The sequence below is a fragment of the Sorangium sp. So ce887 genome (assembly GCF_051521455.1).
Lineage (GTDB): Bacteria > Myxococcota_A > Polyangia > Polyangiales > Polyangiaceae > Sorangium.
In genome coordinates this window covers 10,686,511-10,708,373 of record NZ_CP150354.1, presented here as the reverse complement: position 1 = coordinate 10,708,373, position 21,863 = coordinate 10,686,511, and the positions used below count along the sequence as shown (strand labels likewise).

Below are 21,863 nucleotides of genomic sequence, written 5' to 3'. Positions count from 1 at the left end.
CCCGGCTATCGCCACCGCAGGACGATCTCGACGAAACGGTTGAGGCTGTACGGCTTCTGCAGCACCGGGCGGCTGAGATCGGACTCGCGCAGCCCTGCCTTCCCGTACCCGGTTATGAACACGTACGGGATGCCTCGCTCTCTCAGGATGTCGGCCACGGCATAGACCTTCTCGCCGGCGATGTTGATGTCCAGGCTCGCCCCATCCATCTCCGCCTCGCGGGCCAGGCGGATCGCGTCCCGCATGTTCAACGCCGGGCCGATCACCACGCAGCCGAGATCGGTCAAGACATCTTCCAGCGATGAGGCGATCATGGGCTCGTCCTCGACGATGAGGATACGCAGCCCCTGCAGCTCGTTCGGGCTCTCCGGATCCGGGATCATCCTGCGATCACGCGCTCCAGCGGCAGGTACATCACGCAGCGCACGCCCTCGGGCAGGAAGTCGAGGTGCACTTCCTTGGCGAGCTGGCGCTGCAGGTCTCGTTCGATCAGGCGCGAGCCGAAGCCCCTGCGGCGCGGCGGCCGGACAGGTGGTCCGTTCGTCTCCTGCCATTCCAGGCGGAGCAGCAGCTCGTTCCCCTGTGCGCTCACGTTCCATGTGACCGCCACGCGGCCGGACGGCTGCGACAGCGCCCCGTACTTGGCCGCGTTGGTCGCCAGCTCGTGGAAGGCCATGCCGAGCGTCACCGCCGCCTCCGGCCGGAGGCGCACGTCCTCGCCGGTCACACGGACGCGCTCGGCGTCGCCGCCGGCGTGCGGCGCCAGCTCGGCGCACACGATGTCGCGGAGGCCGGCGCCCTGCCAGGAGGTCTCATTCAGCAGGTTATGGGTCTGGGACAGGGCCAGGAGCCGGGGCAGGAACGCGTCCGTGAACGCCCCGGGCGAGTCCGCCATGCGGAGCGTCTGCACGGCGATCGCCTGCACGATCGCCAGCGTGTTCTTCACCCGATGGTTCAGCTCGTTCAGCAGGAGCCTCTGGCGCTCCTCCGCCTGCTTGCGCTCGCTCACGTCAAGGAAGAAGGCCACCCCCTGGTTGTCCGATCCCTCGAATAGCGCGCCGCCGAGCAGCACCGGGACGCGGCTGCCGTCCTTCCGGAAGAACTCCTTCTCGAAAGGCTGGAACTGACCCGTCAAGTGGATCTCGTCGAGCGCCCGCTGGGTTATCGCATCAAACTCCGGTGGCGTGCTCGCTGACCACTGGATCTTCTCCGAGACCAGCTCCTGCCGGTCGTAGCCGAGCATGGACAGAAACGCGTCGTTCGCGTCGGTGATCCTGCCGTCGAGGTCCCAGAAGGCGATCCCGATGATGTTGGACTCCACAAGGCGCCGGATCCGCGCCTCCCTCTCTCGCAGCGCCTGCTCCGCCCGCTTGCGCTCGCTGTTCTCCTGCTGGACCTGGGTATAGAGGCGAGCGTTCTCGAGCGAGATGGCGGACTGGGAGGCCAGGTGCTCCAGCATCGCGATCCGATCCGCCGTGAAGACGCGCGGGGTCAGGTTGTTCTCCAGATAGAGCACGCCCACGAGCGTGCCCTGCTTCACCATGGCGAGGCAGAGCACCGAGCGGGGGCGCCGCTCGCGCACGTAGGCGTCGTCCGAGAACTGGTTGGGCACGGCGGCGTCGTCCAGGATCACGCTCTCGCGCGTGCGAATCACATAGTGGAAGATGGCGAGCGGGAGATCGGCCGGCGCGATGGGCGCCTGCCGGAGGGCGACCTCGACCCGGTCGCGCCGGGTGACGACCTCGGCCTCGATCTCGTGCTCGGCGCCGCGGGGGCGGATCAGCAGGCCTCGCTCGGCGCCCGCGTGCTCGACCACGATCGTCAGCAGCGTCTCGATGAGCCGGTCGAGGATCAGCTCGCCCGAGACCGCCTGCGAGGCCTTGAGCACGGTGGTGACGTCGAGCTCCGGGTGCGGCGCGTGCGGGGCGTGCGAGGCGTCGAACGGAGGGGCAGGCCCCGAAGCGGCCTGCCTGCGCATCGCCTCCGGCCGGAGCGCGTGCGGAAAGTCCCTCTCGAGGCGACGCATCGGCCGCGCGGCGCCCCAGCGCCCGTAGAGCCTGTGCGCCTCGGCCATGTAGGCACACGCGACGAAGGTCCTGCCCAGATCGAGGTAATGGCGGGCGCAGAGCTCGTTGGCCAGCGCCGCGTCGTGCGGGAATTGACCCTCCAGCGCGGCCGTGATCCCCAGATCGTACAGGGCGCCCGCGTCCTCGCGCTGCTCGCTTCGGGCGAGCTCGGCCTCCAGGATCAAGGCGCGGTGACGGTGGCTCTCCGGGCCGAGGGCTGCCCAGGACTCCACCTTGCGCACGCACTCCCTGAGCCGCGCGAGGTACACCTCCCTGAGCGCAGGGGCGGCGGTCCCGGCGGCCCGCGAGGAGGCCAGGCCGCCGTAGAAATAATAGCAAGGGCTCGCGTGCCACGCGGCGAGCATTCCGAGGCTGCCCGGATCGGTCGAGCCCCAGAGCCCGGCCACCTCCTCGTACGCGCCCTCGAAGACGCCGGCGAGGACCTTGAAGATGTTCAGGAAGTAGAGGGACGCTCGGTTGTCGATGCGCCGGGCCTCCTCGGCGACGGCGTCGATGTCGACCCATGCGCCGCGCGTCCAGTCGCCCCCGGACGGCGCGCCGAGGTGCTCGCAGAGCTGCGCGACCGCCCCGACCATCCACGTGATCGTGTTGAACTTGTCGAGCTTGCAGAGCGGCACGTACAGCCTCGCCTCCTCGATGACGTCGTGGAGGTGCGCCCCGCGAAGCAGGCCGTTCATGCTCGCGTTGCACGCATTGTAGAAGGCCCAGATGTACTGCCCCGTCTCGATGCCGGCGTGGATGCCCTTGCGCAGGGAGGCCTTCGAGCTCTCGTAGGTGTCCATCCAGTGCTGGACCCACGCCCCCCACATGTTGCACAGCATGGACTCGGTCTTCGCGTCCGGGTGGCGCTCGTTCAGGCGGATCGCCGCCCGCCCGAACTCGTAGCCCTTCTCGATGTCGAGCCCGGCGCAGAGGAACGTCCCGAAATTCACGTAGGCGTAGGTCGAGCTCTTCGAGATGCCGTGGCTCAGCGAGCTCTGGAGCGCCTTCATCACCGTGATGCCGAAGTTGTTCGTGCCGAGCTGGTAGGTCGGCGAGAACATCTCCTGAAGGAGGTCCTGGAAGGCGGCGATCTCGGGGTCGTCCAGCGCGGGCAAATCGACGAGAGAGGCGATGGGCCGGTCGCCGATCATCGCGAGGGTCCGATCGAGCTCGGCGGCGAGCGCGCCGTCGTCCGGATAGGGCGGCAGGTGGATGTCGTACGCGCGGAGCGCGACGAGCCCCTCGTCCATGGCGGCAGGCAGATCGTTCTTCAGGATCTCCACCTTCATCTTCAGGCGCCGCACCTCCGTCTTGTGACGGCGCCCCGCCGCCCTGTCGAAGGTGCCCGTGAGGGTCGCGAGCGCGTCGTCGTGCCGCCCGCACAGCGACTCCAGCAACCCCTTCTTCGTGTGATAGACGAACGCCAGATCGTAATCGGAGATCCACGCGTCGTCAGGCAGCATGGCCATGCCGTGCTCCAGGTACTTCAGGGCCGCGGTGAAGGCCGCCGACTCCTCGGCTCGCCCGGCGGCCTTCAGGTTGAGCCTGGCCGACTCGATGCGCTCCTCCGGTGCGTGGATCAGCTCGCCCGCGCTGTTCAGGTGATTGACGACGTCGAACAGGTCGTGCCCCGTGTCGGAGCGCAGCTTGCCGAGCAAGAGCCGCCCGATCCGGTAATGGAACGCCGGCCTGTCGCGCCCCGGGATCAGCGAGTACGCGGCCTCCTGGATCTTGTCGTGCGCGAAGCGCATCTGCTCGTTCGCGCTCACGATCAAGCCCTCGCCGAGGGCGTGGTCGAGGCTCGCGTACGTCTCCTCGGGGGCGCTCTCGCTGACGGTGTTCAGGACGTCCAGCTCGAACGTGTTCCCGATCGCCGAGGCCAGCCGGAGCACCCGCTGCGTCGCCTGCGGCAAGCGCCGGAGGGTCTCCGTCATCAGGCTCAGGACGTTGTCGGTGTACTCCAGCCGCCCGATCTGCTGCAGATCCCAGCCCCAGCCGCTCGCCGGCTCGAAGACCAGCACCTTCGCGTCGTAAAGGTGCCTCATGAACTGCTTCACGAAGAACGGATTGCCTCCGGTCTTCTTCAGGACCGCGCCCGCGAGGGCGCCTCCGTCGCTGATCTGGAGGCTGTCGTTGACGAGCTCGATCAGGTGGGCGAGGGCGAGGGGCTCGAGGACGATGCTCCGCACCCCGAGGCCGCTCCTCTCGAGCTCCTCCAGCGCGACGAGGAAGGGGTGGGTAGGGCTCACCTCGTTGTCGCGGTAAGCGCCGCAGAAGAAGAGCGACTCCACGCTCTCCTTCGCGAGGATGCTCGCGATCAGGCTGAGGCTGGCCGAGTCCACCCATTGCAGATCGTCGAGGAACAGGGCCAGCGGGTGGGCGTGCCGGGCGAACACGGAGACGAAGTTCTGGAAGTAGAGGATGAAGCGATGCTGGGACTCGACCGGGCCGAGCGCGGGGACGGGCGGCTGCTCGCCGATGACGTGCTTCAAGGACGGGAGGACATCGCAGAGGACCTGCCCGTTGCTCCCCAGCGCGTCCAGGATGGCGCCGCGCCACGTCGTGATCCGCTCCTCGCTCTCAGAGAGGAGCTGCTTGATGAGCGCGTCGAACGCCTGGACGATGGCGCTGTACGGCGTGTCGCGGTTGTACTGATCGTACTTCCCGCTGATGTAATAGCCCTTCTCGCGGGCCAGCGGCTTCAGGATCTCCTGCACGAGCGACGACTTGCCGATGCCCGAATAGCCCGAGACGAGGACGATCGTGCGCTTTCCCCGGAGCACGTCGTCGAATGAATCGATGAGCGCCTGGATGTCCCCTTCGCGACCGTAGAGCTTCTGGTGGAGCCGGAAGAGGTCTCTCCTGTCGCGCTGGCCGGGGCTGAACGCCCCCACCTCGCCGCCGCTTCGCCACCGCGACCGGAGCTCTTCCAGATCGGCCCTCAGCCCCTCGGCGCACTGGTAGCGGTCTTCAGCGTTCTTGCTGAGGAGCTTCATCGTGATGGCGGACAGCGCGCCGGGCACCTCCGGGTTGATCTCCGACGGCGGGACGGGCTCCACGGCGATGTGGGCGTGCATCAGCTCGAGCGGGTCCATCGCCTCGAACGGCCTCCGCCCGGTGAGCATCTCGAAGAGCACGACACCGAGCGAGTACAAGTCGGTGCGGTAGTCCACGCCGCGGTTCATGCGGCCTGTCTGCTCGGGCGACACGTAAGGGAGCACCTCCGAGAGGACGCGGTGGGAATAGATCGCCTCCTTCTCGCGCGTCACGAGGGAATCCACCCCGAAGCCGGTGAGCTTCACCTGACCGCCGTCTCCGAGCAGGATGTTCGGAGGCCTCACGTCGCCGTGGACGAGGCCGAGCCGGTGGATGTCGGCCAGGGCTTCGGCCACCGGGATCACGGTGTCGAGCGCCGCGCAGGCGTCGAGCTCGCCTGTCGCCGCCGCGGAGATCGTCGCGGACAGCGGGGCGCCCGGGAAATACTCGGTGAAGAGCATCAGGCCATCCCCGTGCTCCTCGACGGCGTGCACCTTGAGGACCCTCGCCGAGTCGATGCGCTCGATGACGCGGTAGGCGTGCTTGAAGCGCAGGATGTCGCCGATCCGCGTGTAATCGGCGTAGAGCATCTTCACCGCCACCTCGAGCCCGTCGGCGTCGCGGCGCGCCCGGTACGTGGCGGAGCCCGCGCCCTCGCCGGTCTTCGCCGTGATGTGATGCCCTCTGATGTGCGTTGTTCTCGGCTGGATCGGAGCGTGTGTCATCGGGCTGTCCTTGCGCTCGCTGCCCCGGTCCCGCCTGGACAGCTCCGCGCCGGGAGCCTCGCGCTGCAGCCGCTACGGCCCGTCCGCATCGCGCGCGCCCGGGCGCAATGCAGCGAGCACACTGAACGGCAGGTCGATTCCGTACGTGGGACGCGCCCCCCCATAGCGTGCGGTATGAACCGTCCACACGCCCTGTCAACCGGACGCTCGGCGCAGGCGGCGCTGCTGCGGGCGGCGCTCCGCCTCAGCAGGCGCGGCGCGGAGAGGGGGCCCCCTGAGCCACGCCGATCACCCCAGCTGCCTCAGGACAAGCTCCGTCACCCCCGCCGCCAGCAGCAGCAAGAGCCCGCCCACGAAGCAGAACAGCGTGAACCGGTCGTCGCGCCACCGCGGCCGGAGCGGCACGATGTCGCGCTCCGGCAGCACCACCGCCCTCATGGTCGCGTGGATCGGCAGCCCCCCGGGCCGCGGCGCGACCGCCGCGTTCGGCGGCTGCGCCAGCCCCATGTTGATGAACCGCGTCGCCCCCGCGCGGAGCCGGTCCCCCATGCCGGGCAGCGCGCTGCCGATCGCCACCGCGCGGAGCCACGGCGCGCGCTCGAACGCGTTCGCCATCGCGAGCGCCCCGAACAGCTGCCGCAGCCGCGCCATCAGCGCCCGCACCTCGGCCAGGTGCTGGAACGCCCGCATCCGCGCGTCGGGCGGGTCCTCCGAGCTCACCCGCGCCAGGCAGTACGACTCCAGCCGCGCGTTCAGCCCCTCGAGCTCCTGGAGGATCCGCGGGACCGCGTTGTCCGGGCTCGTCTCGAGCGGGAGCGTGAAGCCCCACGGCTCCTCGCGCCCGCGCTCGTGCGTCCACTGGAACACCTCGGCGAAGCCCCAGAGCGTGTCGTAGCGCGACAGCACCACGTAGGCCGGCACGTCGGCGCGCAGCGCGCGGCCGACCTCGATGAGGTACGCGCGCATGCGGTTCGCGTACGCCTCGATCCCCGGCTCGTCGAGCTCGATGAACTCCGCGATGCTCAGGACGAGGAGGATGCCGTCGATCGGCTCGCGCTTCCGCGAGCGGAGCAGCTCGTCGCAGAGCTGCGCGAGCTCGGCCGGCTCCCGCCGCGGGCCGAGCACCGACGCCTCGGGCTCGATGAAGAGCGCCTCCTTCGCCAGCCAGTACGAGCACCGCGCCCCGGGCACGCCGATCGGGAGCGGGGCGCCGCCCGGGGACCAGGTGAGGTTCATCGAGCGGATCACCGTGGAGCGGCCCGAGCCGGGCTCGCCCAGCACGAGGTAGCAGGGGACCGCGTAGATCCCCTGGTCGCTGTCCGGGTTCGCCTGCTGGACCAGCGCGTGGACGCTCGCCAGCTCGTAGACGAAGGAGCCGCTCATCCGACCCTCTGGGCGATCGTCCACGCGATCGCGGCCGCGCCGGCGACGGCGACGAGCGCCGCCAGGGTCCGCCCGACCAGCGCGGACTGCCAGAGCGGCAGGTTGGGGAGGTGCTGGACCGCCACGCCCTCGACGCTCGCCGGCCGGAGCACCCCGCCGCTCCAGTCCCGGTCCGGATCCACGCCGAGGCTCAGCGAGAGGTCGCGGCGGATCCGCAGCAGGTCGTCGGGGTTCTGCCCCGGCAGCGCGTAGCGGCCGCGGAAGCCGAGCCCGAGCACGCAGGCGTAGGTCGCCATCACCACGAGCGGGCCCTTGCGGACGCGCTCCAGCCGCTCGAAGAACTCGACCCCCGCGTTGTTCGTCATCCACCGCGCCGCCTGGAGCGGGCGCTGGGCCCAGACCGGCCGCAGGTCCGGCAGCGACATCCCGAGCTCGTCCGCGAACGCCGCGAGCGCGAACATGCCGTCGTCGACCGAGGCGATCGGCATCTCCCGCGCGAGCTTGGACCCCTTGAGCTCCTCGAGCAGCAGGTTCGCCTGCCGCAGCACGTGATCGGCCGGCGGCCGCCGCGGCGATTGGCGGAGCATGCAGAGCCAGAGGAGCATCTCCTCACCGAAGACGCCGATGGAGGTTTCCACGCGGCCGCGAGCTTACGCCAGGCGCGCACCGACCGTCGACCCGGGCGCGCGTGCGCACCTGCGCTCGCGCCCGGATCGGTGGGGCGAGGGCCCCGTCCAGGCGCGTGTCGGCCCCGTGTCAACGGCGAGGCGCGCCCCGCGGCCCGGCGGCGCCGTGCGCCGCAGGTGCACCGGAGCGTCGACAACCGGGGGGGCGCGCGCCTATGCTCCCGCCGCTTCTCGAGCCCCCTTCGAGAGCTGCCGGGGTCGCGAGGAAGCGGTCCCTTGAGGAGAGGTCATGTCGGAGATCCAGAGCGTCATCGCGCGCGAAGTCATCGATTCGCGCGGCAACCCCACCGTCGAGGCCGAGGTCACCACGCTGAGCGGCACGGGCCGCGCGGCCGTGCCGAGCGGCGCGTCGACCGGCGAGCACGAGGCCGTCGAACTCAGGGACGGCGACAAGAAGCGCTTCCTCGGCAAGGGCGTGCTCACCGCGGTGAAGAACATCGAGACCGTGCTCGGTCCGGCCGTCCTCGGGATGGATGCGCTCGATCAGGCCGAGCTTGATCAGGTGCTCATCCAGGCCGACGGCTCCCCGAACAAGTCGAAGCTCGGCGCCAACGCGATCCTCGCCGTGTCGATGGCCGCCGCCCGCGCCGCCGCGGACACGGTCGACCTACCGCTCTGGCGCTACCTCGGCGGCACCTCGGCGCGCGTCCTGCCGACGCCGCTGATGAACATCCTGAACGGCGGCATGCACGCCGACAACGGCCTCGAGATCCAGGAGTTCATGATCGTCCCCTACGGCGCGCAGTCGTTCGCCGAGGCGCTGCGCACGGGCACCGAGATCTTCCACACCCTGAAGGGGCTGCTCAAGAAGGACGGCATGGTCACGGCCGTCGGCGACGAGGGCGGCTTCGCCCCGCGCCTCCCGTCGAACCGGGCGGCGCTCGAGTACGTCGTGCGCGCCATCGAGGCCGCCGGCTACCGCCCCGGCGAGGACGTCGGCGTCGCGCTCGACTCGGCGCTCAGCGAGTTCTACGACGCGAAGACCGAGCGGTACACCTTCGACAAGCAGCAGAAGACCCGCGAGGAGATCGTCGCCATCTACGACGAGCTCTGCAAGGCGTTCCCGATCGTGTCGATCGAGGACGGCATCGCCGAGAACGACGAGAAGGGCTGGCGGCTGATCACGGAGCGGCTCGGCAAGAAGATCCAGCTCGTCGGCGACGACCTCTTCGTGACGAACCCGGCGCGCCTCGCGAAGGGCATCGAGGACGGCCTCGCGAACGCCATCCTCATCAAGCTGAACCAGATCGGCACGGTCACGGAGACGCTCGACTGCATCCGCCAGGCGGGCGAGGGCGGCTACCGGTCGATCATCTCGCACCGCTCGGGCGAGACCGAGGACACGTTCATCGCCGACCTCGCGGTCGCGACGAACGCGGGCCAGATCAAGACCGGCTCCGCGTCCCGCTCGGATCGCGTCGCGAAGTACAACCAGCTGCTCCGGATCGCGTACGCGCTCGGCGACGGCCAGGTCTTCGCCGGCCGCTCGCCGTTCCGCCGCCCCGCGGCGCAGCGCGCCAGCTAGCTCCACCCGTCAGGGATCCCGCAAGGGATCCCCGGCGCGCGGGCCCAGCGCGCACGTCGGCCCGAAGAGACAGCGCGCCGAGGCGCCGGGAGCGCGCGAGGTCCTCGCGTCTCCTGGCGTCCCCGGGGCGCCTCTCCGGCATGGCCGTCCCCCGCGTCGTCGATGTTGCCGATGCAGAGGACGCAGTACGGGCCCCCGCGGCGGTGCGCCGGGGGGCCCCTATCGCGCTGGGGTTACCAGCGGTCGCGCCCGCCGCCGCCGCCGCCGCCGCGGCCACCTCCTCGGCCGCCGCCGCCTCCACGGCCGCCACCTCCGCCGCCGCCACCGCCACGGAAGCCGCCACCGCCACCGCTACCCCCGCCGCCGGGGCCGCCGGTGCGCTCGCGCGCCTCATTGACCGTCAGCGTGCGGCCGTCGAGGTCCTTGCCGTGCAGCGCGTTGATGGCCGCCTGCGCCTGGGCATCGCCCACCTCCACGAAGCCGAAACCGCGAGACTGCCCGGTCATCCGGTCCGTCATCAACTGAATCGACAGAACCTCGACACCTGCCGCCTCGAACGCGCTGCGAAGGCTGTCTTCCGTCGAATGGAACGCCAGGTTCCCCACATAAAGCCGCTTGCTCATGTCTGCCGCCAATCCCGTTGCACGATCCCCGCTTCCCTCGCAAACGGCCCGGATCGTGCCGCGGGCCGCACGCGAAAACACTCCCCGACGACCAGCCGTCACCCCACGTTCGGAAGAGGCAACCACGTTGCAGCAGGCGGCCGGATCAGAGGTCGAGGACGAACGAGCCTTGAGGCGCTTCGGAAGCTACCGGCCGGCGACGGGGTACGCAAGGTATTCCCCCAGGCTGGCCGCGTCTGGCTGACGATGATCGAGCTCGGGCGCGCGTCCGGGACCGGGCGTGCGCGCCCGAGGACGCGCGCCCGGCGCCGGCGGGGGCGCTCGATGAGGCGGCGTGCGGGCCTCGCGGCCGCGTTTGCGCCCTCGCGAGGCGATCGCCGATGTGTTGTGGACGCACGGTTCCGGGGCCTCTTCGTGCCGTCGTCCGTGCTCGAGGGCTCCGCCGGGGTGCCGGCAGCCGGGCAGGGTGGCCTGCCTTTCCGGCGCTCAACCTGGAGGAGCGGCGCGCGCTGCGACCGGTGCCGGGCGGCCCCGCTCAGGCGGCGCGCGCCGCGGCCACGGCCGCGCGGGGTTGCACGACGCCCCAGCCTTGCCGCTCGAGCGGGATGCCGGGCAGCCCGCGCGCGGTCTTCATCAGGATGCGCCGGCACTGCTGCGGGGAGAGGCGCGGGTTCGCCTCCAGCATCTGCGCCACGACGCTGCTCACGATGGGCGCGGCGAAGCTCGTCCCGTCCACGTGCTTGTAGTGGCCGGAGATCACCTTCTGGTCGCGCAGCTTGGCCGCCGCGAGCTGGCGCACGAGGTACGGCTCGCGCCCGGCGACGGCGTCGAGGTCCGGATCGACGCACGCGTGCTCGACGAGCAGCCCCGGCAGCTCGTCGTCCGGCGCGCCGTCGAGCAGCGACAGGAGCTGCGCCTGCGCCGCGGTCGGCGTCCCGGGCAGGATGGGCGCCGCCAGCCAGATCGCCGGCGCGATGAGCTCCGGCTTCTGCAGCCCGTCGAGGGTGAGCCCGTACGACGAGTGGTAGTGCCACGTCCGGTCCCCGGCGCCCCCGTCGTCGAGCCCCCCGACCGCGATGACGCTCGGCGCGCTGGCCGGCGGGAGGACGCTGTGCGCCGCATCGTGCCCGGCGTTGCCTGCGGCCGCCACGACCACGATGCCGTCCCGGGTCGCGTCGTCGGCCGCGCGTGACAGGCTGCCGGTCAGGTACGACTCCTCGTAATCGCCCCCGCACGAGAGGTTGAGCACGCGGATCCCGTACTGCTCGCGGTGGGCGATCACCCACGCGATGCCCTTGCGGATGTCGTCGTGGACGATGCGGTGCGCGGAGCCGACCTTGACCAGCACGACGTTCGCCTCCCAGGCGAGCCCGCGGAAGCGCCCGTCCGAGAGCGCGCCGTTCCCCGCGGCGACCACCGAGGTCATCATGCCGTGCCACGACGAGACGTCAGGGCGCTCGAGCGCGGAGAGGTCCGCTTCGGGGGCGGAGATGTCGTGGTAGGCGAGGATGCGGCTGCGCGGCGTGACGAGGTCCGGGTGGGCGTAAAAGCCGGCGTCGATGAAGGCGATGGTCACATCCCGGCCCGCGTAGCCGGGCTCCGCGTGGAGCCGGTCCGCGATGGGCAGGATGTGCCGGGGGTCGAGCGACATCGGCGCCATGCTAGAGCAGCGATCGCGTCAAAATCCCGAGAAAATCGGCAGACGGGAAGAGGACCGCGAGGGCCAAGGGACGCAAGGGGAAGAGGGGAAAAGATTTCATCCCTGAGTGCGCGGATGACGCCGGGCAGAGAAGCGAGCTGAACTGGGCTCCTATGGCCTGGACGTGCTTCGCGTCACCGGGGGCGACTGCGCACGTAGCGTCCGGGAGTCACGCCGAGCTCGCGCTTGAAGAGCCGCGTCAGGTGGGCCTGGTCGGAGAAGCCCAGCTCTCGAAGGTACGGGGCGGGAGGCGCGCTCGACGCCTTTTCCCGATGCCTGCGCGCTCAGGAGGCGGTCGTGGCGAGGAGCTCGCTGGTGTTGCTGACGACCGCGGCACGACGGAGCAAGCCCTCCAGCTCGGCGAGGTCGGTGCTCGCGAGGATGCGCTCCCGCACCTCGGCGGGCACCTCCAACCCGCGGGCCTCGAGGACGGCGAGCACGTCGTGTGCCTTGGTCTCGACGCTCCCCTCTTGCCGACCCTTCGCCACGTAGCTGCGCGCGAATTCACTCTGAAACTCGTATCCGCTCTTCATCATCGCCTCCAACGTCCGCCTCGCCGCTGCGTTCAGCGAGGATAGCACCACGTCCGCGTACAGGTCGCGGCGCTCCTGATCGAGCCCGGCTGCCGCCGCCAGGAACGCCACGCCGATCGCCTCCGCCGCCTCACCCTGCCCGTGCGCCATGGCCGAGAGCACGACCACCTCGGGCGCTTCCTTCGCCTGCTCGGCGTCCGTGACGACCGGGACGCCCTCGGGCCCGAGCACCAGCGGCGTCAGCATCCAGCCGGGGTGGCCCGTGTCGATCGGCCGCGAGCACCACCGCGCCATAGCCGCGTCGATCGTCACGACGAGCAGTCGGGTCGGGCAGCGGTGCCGGGCCCTGGACTGGGTGACATACACCGGCCAGACGTAGGGCTTATCCGGGTCCACGCCGAGCTGGACCTCGACGACGATCGCCATCGCGGGCCGCTGCTGCTCGCCGACCAGCAGCACGACGATGACGTCCGCCCTCCGGTCCGACGGCATCACCTCCGTCAGGTCGGAGGACTCGACGCGCGCTTCCGTGAAGGCCGGGACCGGCTGGCCGAGCGCGTCTTGCAGCATCTCGGCGGCCAGCGTCGGCCGGTTCTTGAACAGCTCCACCAGGGCTTCATGGGTTACTGAGGGCATCGAGTCGTCTCTCGGGTGGTTGCAGCCATACTGGATTTCTAACGGCGTGCCAGGCTCATGCAGCGGGGACCGCGGGGCCGGATCAGCCGCCTCCCACCATTAGATTCCGGCCAGCTTCCCGGATTCGTCACGCCGTGTGACCTCGGTGTGCCCGACGCCGGGGCACGGGGCTCCACGAGAGGGTACGAGAGGACTCGAGCCCTCGATGCTCTATGACACCGTTCCGAGGCCTCAGACGCGGCGTCTGCCATGTCTTTCGCGCATGCGGCCCGCAGACTCAGCTCCGGGTTCGATTCCCGGCGCCTCCACCAGAAGACACGGCGAGAGCTGTGGCTTCTGCTATTTGTGTGCCCTGCGTGTGACCTGATAGATTTGACGACGCTGGATTTGGGGTGGCCCGGCGCGAGCGGGGCCACCGGAAGCGGGCGCGGCGGGTGACGCCAGGGTATGGGGCTCCACGGAGCTCCACGGCGGGTACCAGGCGGGCACCCAGTCGATGGGGCCGACCCCGGGTCCGAGTCTGCGACGCGCAGAGCCCATCAGCAGGGGCGAGCGAGCAAGCACAAGCACTACCAATCGCCAGCATCGTTCGGGCTGGCGGAGGCGTGATCGTAGATTCCAGCAAGACCACGGACCCGTTGATATCAATCGTCAGAGCAGAAAAACCAAGCTGCGAAGTCATCGTGCGCGAAGCCGGAAAAAGACGACTGAGCAGCTTGTTTCGATTGCGCAGGCTGCCCCCTGCAAAGTGATCTTCGGTCTTGCTCAATCGGAATGACAAGGGCATGTGGGCCGATATGGCTTCGCAACTGCGAGCTCTATCATTCGCGATACCGTCGTGAGAGCAGACCAGATGCTCCGAGAGACCTCGCCGAGGCGTTCATCAAGCATCATGGGGACCCTCGGGCGCAACATGGCCGCTGGCCATCACCGCATAAGCGCGCTCACGCTCGGATGCAACCAGGCGCTCAAGCAAGCTGAACAGCCGCCGCTGCTCCGGCCGCTGCGCCAGCCGCCGTTCCAGCCGCCGCGCGCGGCCCAGCGCCCGACTCCTGGACGGGCCGGCCCCGCTCCGGCAGGCTCGGGCGCATGAGGTCATTCATCGCGACCATGGTCTACGAGCTTCACCCGGACACCCCCGCGGACGCGCGGAAGCTCCTCCGGGCGCACCTCGTCGGCAGGCGCTGGCAGGACAGGCACGAGGGCGCGGCGATGCCGTCGACCGCGGTCTGGATCCGCCGCTCGGCGGAGGATCACGAGACGACCGACGACCTGCACGCCGCGTGCGCGCGCGACCTCGACGACGCGGCCGCCGCCGTGGCGCGGGCGGGGCGCCCCATCCAGGTGATGCGCGCGTGGATCCAGGTGAGCGGCGCAGGCACGTACGGCCTCGCCCCGATGGCGCGGCCGGCGCGGCCCGCGCCGCCGGCAGACTGAGCGCGCGGCGCCGAAAGCCGCGCCTCACCGCGGCATTTCGGTTACGCTCGGGGAGCTCGAAGGGAGGCGACCATGGCTCGAAGACTGGGTATTGGCACGGTGCTGCTCTCGCTTGTCACGCTCGCGTCCGGCTGCGGGGGGCTCTCGACGGAGGACTCGCAGCAGCGCTGCAATCAGCTGCGCGCCGCGGTGCCGTCCTGCGCCACCGACGAGAGCCATGACGCGTGCGTGAGCTGCTACGAGGAGTGCGGCGACGCCTGCGAGCCGTCGGGGGCCTGCCCGCAGACATTCACCTGCGCAGAATGAGAGGGAGCATCATGAGCAAGAGCAGAGCAGATTCGTGGGTCGTCGCGGTCCTCGTCGCGGGCGCGCTCGGGGGCGCCGTGCTCGGTTGCGGCGGCGGCTACGACCAGGAAGAGGCGAGGGCGGCGTGCGACGCCCTGGTCGGCCAGGTCGCCACGTCCGACCAGGCCGCGTACCACGACTGCATGGACTGTCACCTGGAGTGCGGCGACGACTGCGCCGTGCTCGAGAGCTTCCCCCCGCAGTTCGCCTGCCAGGACTAGTACTCCAGTTGCACTTACTCAGCTGCCGGACAGGCTCTGAGCGCCTCGCGTTGTCTTGTGGTGAGCCGGTCGGGCCTGGCGGTGAAGGTGTAGGCGTCGGGCTCGGCGCGCTGGAGCGCGACAGGGTCGGTGATGTCCGGGCGTCGTTCGGCGTCGTGCAGAGCGTTGGTGACGCGGTTCGGCGGCCAGCCCAACGCGATGGCCAGCTGGTCCACGGTGAGCGCTTCGCCGGCGTGCACGAGCGCGGCGAGCACGGTGCGCGAGTCGTCGATGGCGGCTTCGGTGGGGCCGCCGGCCATGTCCTCGCCGAGGCGCGCGAAGAACTGGCCCATATGGTTCAGACGCGCTCCGGCGGGTGTGCCGGCGCCGTAGATCGCGGCTCCCTGCTCCGCGGCATCGGCCCACATCGCGTTCGTTCGAGAGCTCGTCATCCACGTCCGGAGCCAGACGTCGTCGTCGATGATGTAGCGCTCCCGCCGCCGGGGATCGCGTTCGCGCCGGACCAACGAAAGCCCCTCGAGATAGCCGATGGCCTTGGACACCGACGCGGGGCTGACCCACAGATGCTGAACCAGCTCGGCGGCGGTCAGGGCGCCAGAGTCGGTCGTGACCAGACAGGCGAGCACCCGGGCCGCCATCCGTGGAAGCCCTGTCTGGACCATCAGCGCCGCGAACTGCTCCACGAAGCCGCGCGTTGCGTCCGGGTCGCGGCCGTAGATCTCGACCGCGGCCGGTAGCTCCTGGGTCGGGGCCTGCTTGCGTCGGCGGGCGCGCCGCCCGGTGGCCTGGTGGGCCTGGTCTGCCCGGTAGCCGTCAGGTCCGCCGTTCCGGGCCACCTCTCGGCTGATGGTGGAGGTTGGCCTGCCCAGCTGCCTGGCGATCTCGGCGTACCCGAGCTCTTCGACCAATCCCGCGGCGATGTGCTGGCGGTCCTGGTGGGTCAGCCTGCCTCCCGGCATCCGTGCCTGCCTCCTGTGGCCCAAGGGTCGGTCCAGTGTGCGTTCACGCTCAGCACATTGCAACGACCGATGGGACCGAGGTTGCGTTTGCTCACATGTCATTGCAACGATATCGATATTTATCTGAGAAACAAGCAGTTATGCGGGCCGATGTCGTTGACGTAATGAAAAACGCAACGTAGCGTTCACTCCTATCTGAAGACCTACGGACGAGGGGGTCGACTCGGTGCAGGTCAGGTCTTTGAGCGAAGGGAGCGGGCGGATGAGCGCTGTGGCGAACGGGGGGACGGGCGACGCCCAGGTCGGGGGGCTTGCAGGGCATTGGATCGGTAGGCAGCACACGGTCCCGCTCTCCGTGGCCCTGCACCTCGTCCCGGGCGTCCTGATCGGGGCGGCCTACATGCTTGTGGCGGCCCCCGTCGCGGACGCCCTCGGCTACCCTCCGCTGCTCGGCATCGTGGTCGCCATGTCCTTGGCGCTCGTGCCGGCGGAGCTCGGGCTGCTCCTCTACCTGGGATGGAAGAAAAATGGGCGGCCCTCCCTCGAGGGAGTGGTGCTCTACCGCGGGAGCCCGACGCGGCGGGGCGTCCTCGTCGCGCTCGTGGCCGCGCTCCTCGTCTGGACGTTTGCCGTCGGGGCAAGCCTTGCCCCGCTCGACTTCTGGCTCTTGGAGAGGCTCTTCTTCTGGGTGCCGGAGCGGTACTTCGTCGGCGTCGGGGGGACCGGGGAGTTCCTCGCGGGCCACGCATCCTCCGTGGCGGTCACGACGCTGCTGGTCTCCCTCGTCCTGAGCGGGCTGATCCTGCCTGTGGTCGAGGAGCTCTACTTCCGGGGCTACCTGCTGCCCCGGCTCTCACACCTCGGAAGGTGGGCGCCGGTCCTGAACATGGTCCTCTTCGCCCTCTACCACCTGTGGTCGCCCTGGCAGGTGCTCTCCAGGATCTGCTACTTCCTGCCCACGGTATGGGCCACGTGGCGCAAGGAGGACCTGAGGATATCCCTGTGGGTCCACTGCCTCGCGAACACCGCAAGCCACCTGCTGATGCTCGCGGCGGTCCTCGGGTCGAGCTCGGTCCCCGGCGTCAGTTGACCACGACGCCGCAGTCGATGAACTCGATCGACGTGTCGATCCGGAAATGGGAGTCGGTCACGTGGCGCTCGGCGAAGAAGAAGTCGAGCTGATACTTCTGCCCGATCTCCAGCCCGAGCGTGTCGAGGTCGACGACCTCGGTCTGCTCGACGTGCACGCCCCCGAGGTCGACGACCTTCTGCCCGTTGATGTACGTGAAGACGTCGTCGTCGCCGGCGAACGTGAACCGCTCGCCGCCCTTGTACTCGAAGCCCATGTGCATCTCGAAGGTGAAGTGGTAGTTGTGCTCCAGACCCTCGTTGCCGAACAGCGCATCGTCGATCGGGAAGAACGCCCGGTTGTTGTACGACCACACGCCGTCGTTGTCGGGGTCCTCGAACTGGAGCGTGATGTTCATCGGCATGTTCTCCCCCTCCATGTCGCGGAACCACATGTCGAAGGCCGCCTTGCCGGTCGTGCTCCTGGTGCCCTCGGGCCCGCCGGCGTAGACGGGCTTCTGGTCCTCTCCAAGGGCGTCGGTGACGATCTCGTGGTCGTCGCAGCCGACGCACTTGCCGGAGTCTTGCGGCTCCATGTCCGGGTGATCGACCTTGAAGTCGCGCACGCGGCCGGTGAACCTGCCGTCGCACGACTCGCCCTGTGTCTGATCCCCCTCGCCAGGGCCCCCGCCGCCGCCGCTGCCGGCGCTGGTGCTGGGATTGACCGAGCCGAAGCTTTCATCGAATCCAGTGGTCCCCCCGGGCTCGCCAGATCCCCCCGGGCCGCCGGAGCCGCCCGACGACGTGTTGCCTCCGCTCGGCTCGCCGTCGTTCGTCGCTCCGCACGCACCCAGCAAGCCCACGAACGCAAGTGCCACCAAGCAACCAAGTGTCTTCTTCATTGCCAACCTCGCCTTAAGATGCCGTCCCGATACCCCGGGCTGCAAAATAGCACGAGGGCACGCTGGTTGTGTGCTGACGTAATGCGTCATCCGGTGGAATCTTACGCAGCAGAGGCGCATTTCCATGTGTTGAGGCTGGCATTTTCTGCCATCGCCGCTCGCTGAGCGATCATCGCCAGAGGGCAGCGCGACCAAGGGTCAAAATTGTTTGATCCCATACAGTCGTTCCTTCTCATGGCTCATGGCGACGAGGACCGGTGTTGAACCGGCGCTTGAACCGGCTCGTCGGCGCCCGGGGGGCCGTCGCGGCTGCCAGGGCTCGCTCGGCGCAGGCTGCCGGCGCGGGGCACGGACGACGCCGGTGGACAGCGCACGCTGCACAGCCGAACTCGAAGGACCGGGCTCGACCGCGCATGAACGGCTGTGTCCGGCGCTGCGAGCGCGCTTCGCCCGCAGGGAGCGCCCGCGAGCGTGGGTGCTAGATTGCTTGTTGAACGCGAGACGCGGAATGCGGAAGGAGGAAGCTACGATGAGCGATCAACAGCGAGACGCCGCGAAGCGGACGGCCGCGCAGACCGGGGCGGGCGAGCGCGCCGCGCAGGACGTGCCGGCGGAGGACATCGGGCACGGCCCGGGGCTCGATCCGCCGAGCGCGCCGCCCGACGACGACGCCGACGCCGAGCCCGGCGACGAGGCGTATGCGGACCGGCCCGCCGGCATCTCGCCGTCCGCGCCAAAGGACGGTCGCGAGCCCGTCGGGCAATCCGACTACACCGATGTTTCGGCGATCCAGCGGCCGCCGGCCGACTCCTGAGCTGGCGGCCACAGCCACGCTCGCCTGAGCCCCCCTGCAACCCTCGGCGCGCCGCGGGCCTTCCCGGCAGCAGCGCGATTTCTCCACGATCGTCCTCCGTTCGCGGCGGCGGGCCCGCGTCGCCGCGCCGGCTGCGCCGCCACGAGGGACTCGACATCCGGGCACACTCGGAGTACTCGGGGGGGACCGCTCGTCACGGAAGAGACGCAGGTGCGCAGTGGATCACGAGACGCGGAGCGATATCGAGCCTGGCTCCAGCGCCGCTGACGCGCAGGAGGCCTTTCACGCCGCCGAGGCGAGCCCGCTGCCCGCCCAGTGGATCGAGCCGCCGTCGCGACGGTCGCCCGCCGCCGGCGCGGCGAGCTGTCCAGTCTGCCTCGAGCGCATCGCCGCCGGGGTCGTCCTCTGCCCCGAGTGCGGGGAGCCGACCGACGGGCCGAAGCCCTCGGTGCGGGCCCCCTCGATCCCCGACGCCGCCCCGGACGCGAGCTGGCTCTCCCTGCACTGGCGCCCGCTCGTCACGATCGGCGCCATCCTCGGGCTCATCAGCACCGGCGGGGCGCTGCGCTACCTGGCGCCCCACCGGTTCGCGCCGTCCCGGGCCGCGACGGCGGTCCCTCCTCCGACCCCCGTGTGCGGGGCGCCGTGCTGGAGCGGCGAGTCGTGCCAGCTCGGCCGCTGCGTCTGGCAGCGCCCGAACGACGTCGGCCACCTCGTCGACGCGCCCTCGATCGCCGGGCCCTTCTCGCTGCCCAAGGACGCGTTCGACGCGCTCCCGCTCGACCGTGACCGCTTCGCTGTCGCGCTGTCCTCCGGCCTGGAGGTGCGCAGCTCGCGGACCGGCGAGGCGCTCAGCCTCGTCACCGAGGCGCCCAACGTGCGGCGCCTCCACCGCGTGGGCGAGGTCGTCTACGCGACGTCGCCCTCGCGCATCTACGTGATCGACGCCGCCACGACGCGGCTGCTCAAGACGATCGAGCTCGGCGAGGCCGTGGGCGACATCCAGGTCGGCGCCTCGGGCCGGCGCGCCCTCGCCTCGCTGCCGGAGGCGCACGCGGTGGCGATCCTCGCGACCGAGTACCACGCGGAGATCGAGCGCATCCAGTTCGGCGACGACGCCGTGGGCCCCGTGGCCGTCGACGACAGCGGCACCCGGGCGATCACGACGACGGGCCAGCTCCCGCTGCACGGCCAGCGCGAGCCGGCGTCGGGTGGTGTCGCCTATCCGTTCGACCCGAGCCGGCTCGGCTCGGAGCAGGATCGCGTGCGCACCTCGATGGTGGGCGACCCGGTCGGCGCGCTCATGGCCCCGGACGGCTCGGCGGCCTTCGTCGCCCTCCGGGCCGAGAACACCCTGGTGCCGCTCACCTGGCTCCCGTCGGGCGCGGTGCGGCAGGAGGCGCGCATCACGACGTGCCGCGAGCCGGAGCAGATCGAGCTCGTCCGGATCGACCGGCGCGCCGTCGTGCGGTGCAACGAGGGGCGCGCGCTCCAGATCTTCGACCTGTCGGAGCGCGAGCTGATCCGCGCCGTCACGTTCCCCGGCCGCGCGCTCGACATGGCGATCGCGCCGGACGGGACGCAGGCGGTCGTGGCGCTGAGCGGCGACGGCGGGGGCTCGGTGGCGCTTGTCGATCTGAAGAGCTACGCGGCGAAGGTCCACCCGCTCGGCGGCGAGCCGACGCGCATCCGGCTCGCCCCGGACGGCGGCTCGGCGCTCGTGTTCGGCGATCGCGCCAAGGTCGCGTGGGTGCTGCAATGAGCGAGCGTCGCGTCCCGTGCCCGAGCTGCGGCGCCCGCATCGTCGAGGGCGCGCGCAAGTGCCGCGCCTGCAAGGCGTGGCTCGGCGAGCGTCCCCGCGGGTCGTCCGCCTCGCTCTCCGGCCGCGAGCCGCGCCTGGCGCGGGCCGCGGTGTCGGTGGCGTGCGGCGTCGCGGCCGTGATCATCGCCACCCTGACCAGCCTGAAGTCGCCCGTCGGCGAGGCCCCGCCGCTGACCGCGCTCACGCCGGAGGGCGCCGGCGCGGTCGACGCGTCCGACCAGGCGCCGAACCCCGCGGCGTTCGGCCCGGACAGCCCGGAGCCGGCGCCGCCGCCGCCCCTCGATCCGAAGGGCCGCTGGCGCGCCCGCGAGATCCGGATCGGGGACGTGCACCCGCTCGACGTCGTCTTCAACCCGAGCGGCACGTCGATCTACGTCAGCGCCGACGACGCCTCGCTGCGCGAGTACACGCTCCAGAGCGGCGAGATCGTCCACAAGGCGTCGATGCCAGCGCAGGGAGACCACATCCGGCTCCTGTTCGACCGCTACGTCGCGGTGCTGCGGCACGAGGACGCCGCGCGGATCCCGGTGATGGACACGACCGCGTGGGACCGCGATCCGGTGCTGCTCGACGTCGGCCGGACGCCGGGCGACATCGTGGCGTTGCCGGACGGCAGGACGGTGGTCGCGGCGACGACGGACACGAAGCGCGTGACGAAGTTCGAGCTGCCGACGGGGGTGCGGCTCGCGAACATCACGCTCCCGCACGCGACGGGGCAGCTGTTCCTCGTGCAGGCCGAGGGGCGCCCCTACATCGCGGCGCTCGGCGCGCTGACGCACGCCGGCCGGCCGGCCGGCGCCTGGATCGACCTGTTCGACCCGAGCGAGTCGCCGTTCGGCGCGACGCGGCGGAGCATCGCGGTCGGCCGCGAGCCGCGCGAGGGCGACATCACCCGGGATGGAGGCGCCGTGTTCTTCCCGGATCGGCTGTCCAACACGGCGATCCTGCTGAGCGTCGCCGGGGTGACCGAGACGCGGAAGGCGCCCGTCGGCGTCGGGCCGACAGCGGGCTTCCTGCTCGATGACGACCGGTATGGCATCACGCTCAACGCCGAGGCGCGGACCGCGAGCGTCATCGAGCTCTCGACGATGACGGTGAAGAGCACGCTCCCGCTCGGCGGGGTCCCGCGGACGGGCGTGACGTCGCCCGATCGGAAGACGCTCTTCGTGGCGCTCGGCGGGACCCAGTGGCCGCCGGAAGGCAGCGGCGTGGCGGTCATCGCGGGCGATCCGCCGCGGGTTGTCGCGTCGCTGCCCACCGGCAAGGGCGCGTGCGCGGTGGCGGTCTCGAAGGACGGCGCGCGGGCGGCGGTCGCGTCGTACTGGGACCGGTCGATCACGGTGCTCGAGCAGTAGGCCCGACACATGCTCGGCGCGGCTG

Annotated in this window: 18 protein-coding genes; 8 read left to right on the top strand and 10 right to left on the bottom strand. The window is 70.5% G+C overall.

Annotation, left to right across the window (positions count from 1 at the left end):
• Nucleotides 1-5 precede the first annotated feature (5 nt).
• The 4 genes from WMF36_RS40100 to WMF36_RS40085 form a co-directional block, all read right to left on the bottom strand.
• Nucleotides 6-383: a response regulator gene (locus WMF36_RS40100; RefSeq protein WP_437576110.1), complete on the bottom strand. Its 378-nt coding sequence runs from the start codon at nt 381-383 to the stop codon at nt 6-8.
• Entirely contained in the window at nt 380-5,830 is a 5,451-nt protein-coding gene (locus WMF36_RS40095; RefSeq protein WP_437576109.1) for an AAA family ATPase, read from the bottom strand. Before WMF36_RS40095 ends, WMF36_RS40100 begins: the two co-directional genes overlap by 4 nt.
• 288 nt (nt 5,831-6,118) lie before the next feature.
• Entirely contained in the window at nt 6,119-7,213 is a 1,095-nt protein-coding gene (locus WMF36_RS40090; protein ID WP_437576108.1) for a type VI secretion system protein, read from the bottom strand.
• Nucleotides 7,210-7,851, bottom strand: coding sequence for a DotU family type IV/VI secretion system protein (locus WMF36_RS40085; protein WP_437576107.1), 642 nt, complete (start codon nt 7,849-7,851; stop codon nt 7,210-7,212). Before WMF36_RS40085 ends, WMF36_RS40090 begins: the two co-directional genes overlap by 4 nt.
• Before the next feature lie 277 nt (nt 7,852-8,128).
• Here WMF36_RS40085 and eno point away from each other — a divergent pair, with 277 nt between their 5' ends.
• Entirely contained in the window at nt 8,129-9,424 is a 1,296-nt protein-coding gene (gene eno / locus WMF36_RS40080) for a phosphopyruvate hydratase (RefSeq protein ID WP_437576106.1), read from the top strand.
• Between the two features lie 233 nt (nt 9,425-9,657).
• Here eno and WMF36_RS40075 read toward each other — a convergent pair whose 3' ends face one another.
• The 4 genes from WMF36_RS40075 to WMF36_RS40060 form a co-directional block, all read right to left on the bottom strand.
• Nucleotides 9,658-10,047 carry an RNA recognition motif domain-containing protein gene (locus tag WMF36_RS40075; RefSeq protein WP_437576105.1) on the bottom strand — a complete coding sequence of 130 codons (390 nt, stop codon included), beginning with the start codon at nt 10,045-10,047 and terminating at the stop codon, nt 9,658-9,660.
• Between the two features lie 535 nt (nt 10,048-10,582).
• On the bottom strand, nt 10,583-11,698 hold the full coding sequence (locus WMF36_RS40070; protein WP_437576104.1) for a S8 family serine peptidase: 1,116 nt from the start codon (nt 11,696-11,698) through the stop codon (nt 10,583-10,585).
• A 182-nt stretch (nt 11,699-11,880) separates the two neighbouring features.
• Nucleotides 11,881-11,973 (bottom strand): AraC family transcriptional regulator, encoded by a 93-nt coding sequence (locus WMF36_RS40065; RefSeq protein ID WP_437582014.1) that lies wholly within the window; start codon nt 11,971-11,973, stop codon nt 11,881-11,883.
• Nucleotides 11,974-12,030: 57 nt separating this feature from the next.
• Nucleotides 12,031-12,915 (bottom strand): hypothetical protein, encoded by an 885-nt coding sequence (locus WMF36_RS40060; protein WP_437576103.1) that lies wholly within the window; start codon nt 12,913-12,915, stop codon nt 12,031-12,033.
• Nucleotides 12,916-14,004: 1,089 nt separating this feature from the next.
• Here WMF36_RS40060 and WMF36_RS40055 point away from each other — a divergent pair.
• The 3 genes from WMF36_RS40055 (at nt 14,005) to WMF36_RS40045 (ending at nt 14,918) form a co-directional block, all read left to right on the top strand.
• The gene (locus WMF36_RS40055) at nt 14,005-14,352 is read left to right on the top strand and encodes a hypothetical protein (RefSeq protein ID WP_437576102.1); all 348 of its coding nucleotides are present in this window, start codon (nt 14,005-14,007) and stop codon (nt 14,350-14,352) included.
• A 72-nt stretch (nt 14,353-14,424) separates the two neighbouring features.
• A complete protein-coding gene (locus WMF36_RS40050; RefSeq protein ID WP_437576101.1) occupies nt 14,425-14,658 on the top strand; it encodes a hypothetical protein in 234 nt (77 codons plus the stop codon).
• 11 nt (nt 14,659-14,669) lie between these two features.
• Nucleotides 14,670-14,918 carry a hypothetical protein gene (locus tag WMF36_RS40045; RefSeq protein WP_437576100.1) on the top strand — a complete coding sequence of 83 codons (249 nt, stop codon included), beginning with the start codon at nt 14,670-14,672 and terminating at the stop codon, nt 14,916-14,918.
• 14 nt (nt 14,919-14,932) lie between these two features.
• On the opposite strand, the gene WMF36_RS40040 is transcribed toward WMF36_RS40045, so the two are convergent.
• A complete protein-coding gene (locus WMF36_RS40040) occupies nt 14,933-15,877 on the bottom strand; it encodes a MarR family transcriptional regulator (protein WP_437576099.1) in 945 nt (314 codons plus the stop codon).
• A gap of 262 nt (nt 15,878-16,139) precedes the next feature.
• Between WMF36_RS40040 and WMF36_RS40035 the strand changes: the two genes are divergently transcribed.
• Nucleotides 16,140-16,967 (top strand): CPBP family intramembrane glutamic endopeptidase, encoded by an 828-nt coding sequence (locus WMF36_RS40035; RefSeq protein ID WP_437576098.1) that lies wholly within the window; start codon nt 16,140-16,142, stop codon nt 16,965-16,967.
• Here WMF36_RS40035 and WMF36_RS40030 read toward each other — a convergent pair.
• Nucleotides 16,960-17,847: a fibro-slime domain-containing protein gene (locus WMF36_RS40030; RefSeq protein ID WP_437576097.1), complete on the bottom strand. Its 888-nt coding sequence runs from the start codon at nt 17,845-17,847 to the stop codon at nt 16,960-16,962. The genes WMF36_RS40035 and WMF36_RS40030 overlap by 8 nt on opposite strands.
• Before the next feature lie 529 nt (nt 17,848-18,376).
• On the opposite strand from WMF36_RS40030, the gene WMF36_RS40025 reads away from it, so the two are divergent.
• The 3 genes from WMF36_RS40025 to WMF36_RS40015 all read left to right on the top strand — a co-directional run bounded on the left by WMF36_RS40025 (nt 18,377) and on the right by WMF36_RS40015 (nt 21,838).
• Nucleotides 18,377-18,661 (top strand): hypothetical protein, encoded by a 285-nt coding sequence (locus WMF36_RS40025; protein WP_437576096.1) that lies wholly within the window; start codon nt 18,377-18,379, stop codon nt 18,659-18,661.
• A 217-nt stretch (nt 18,662-18,878) separates the two neighbouring features.
• Nucleotides 18,879-20,423, top strand: coding sequence for a YncE family protein (locus WMF36_RS40020; protein ID WP_437576095.1), 1,545 nt, complete (start codon nt 18,879-18,881; stop codon nt 20,421-20,423).
• Nucleotides 20,420-21,838: a YncE family protein gene (locus WMF36_RS40015; protein ID WP_437576094.1), complete on the top strand. Its 1,419-nt coding sequence runs from the start codon at nt 20,420-20,422 to the stop codon at nt 21,836-21,838. Before WMF36_RS40020 ends, WMF36_RS40015 begins: the two co-directional genes overlap by 4 nt.
• Nucleotides 21,839-21,863 lie beyond the last annotated feature (25 nt).

What these genes read in the sequence shown, in the direction of transcription:
- eno (WP_437576106.1), top strand. Translation starts at nt 8,129, where the DNA reads ATGTCGGAGATCCAGAGCGTCATCGCGCGCGAAGTCATCGATTCGCGC.
- WMF36_RS40015 (WP_437576094.1), top strand. Translation starts at nt 20,420, where the DNA reads ATGAGCGAGCGTCGCGTCCCGTGCCCGAGCTGCGGCGCCCGCATCGTC.
- WMF36_RS40030 (WP_437576097.1), bottom strand. Translation starts at nt 17,847, where the DNA reads ATGAAGAAGACACTTGGTTGCTTGGTGGCACTTGCGTTCGTGGGCTTG.
- WMF36_RS40070 (WP_437576104.1), bottom strand. Translation starts at nt 11,698, where the DNA reads ATGTCGCTCGACCCCCGGCACATCCTGCCCATCGCGGACCGGCTCCAC.
- WMF36_RS40055 (WP_437576102.1), top strand. Translation starts at nt 14,005, where the DNA reads ATGAGGTCATTCATCGCGACCATGGTCTACGAGCTTCACCCGGACACC.
- WMF36_RS40035 (WP_437576098.1), top strand. Translation starts at nt 16,140, where the DNA reads ATGAGCGCTGTGGCGAACGGGGGGACGGGCGACGCCCAGGTCGGGGGG.
- WMF36_RS40045 (WP_437576100.1), top strand. Translation starts at nt 14,670, where the DNA reads ATGAGCAAGAGCAGAGCAGATTCGTGGGTCGTCGCGGTCCTCGTCGCG.
- WMF36_RS40090 (WP_437576108.1), bottom strand. Translation starts at nt 7,213, where the DNA reads ATGAGCGGCTCCTTCGTCTACGAGCTGGCGAGCGTCCACGCGCTGGTC.
- WMF36_RS40095 (WP_437576109.1), bottom strand. Translation starts at nt 5,830, where the DNA reads ATGACACACGCTCCGATCCAGCCGAGAACAACGCACATCAGAGGGCAT.
- WMF36_RS40050 (WP_437576101.1), top strand. Translation starts at nt 14,425, where the DNA reads ATGGCTCGAAGACTGGGTATTGGCACGGTGCTGCTCTCGCTTGTCACG.
- WMF36_RS40060 (WP_437576103.1), bottom strand. Translation starts at nt 12,915, where the DNA reads ATGCCCTCAGTAACCCATGAAGCCCTGGTGGAGCTGTTCAAGAACCGG.
- WMF36_RS40100 (WP_437576110.1), bottom strand. Translation starts at nt 383, where the DNA reads ATGATCCCGGATCCGGAGAGCCCGAACGAGCTGCAGGGGCTGCGTATC.
- WMF36_RS40040 (WP_437576099.1), bottom strand. Translation starts at nt 15,877, where the DNA reads ATGCCGGGAGGCAGGCTGACCCACCAGGACCGCCAGCACATCGCCGCG.
- WMF36_RS40025 (WP_437576096.1), top strand. Translation starts at nt 18,377, where the DNA reads ATGAGCGATCAACAGCGAGACGCCGCGAAGCGGACGGCCGCGCAGACC.
- WMF36_RS40075 (WP_437576105.1), bottom strand. Translation starts at nt 10,047, where the DNA reads ATGAGCAAGCGGCTTTATGTGGGGAACCTGGCGTTCCATTCGACGGAA.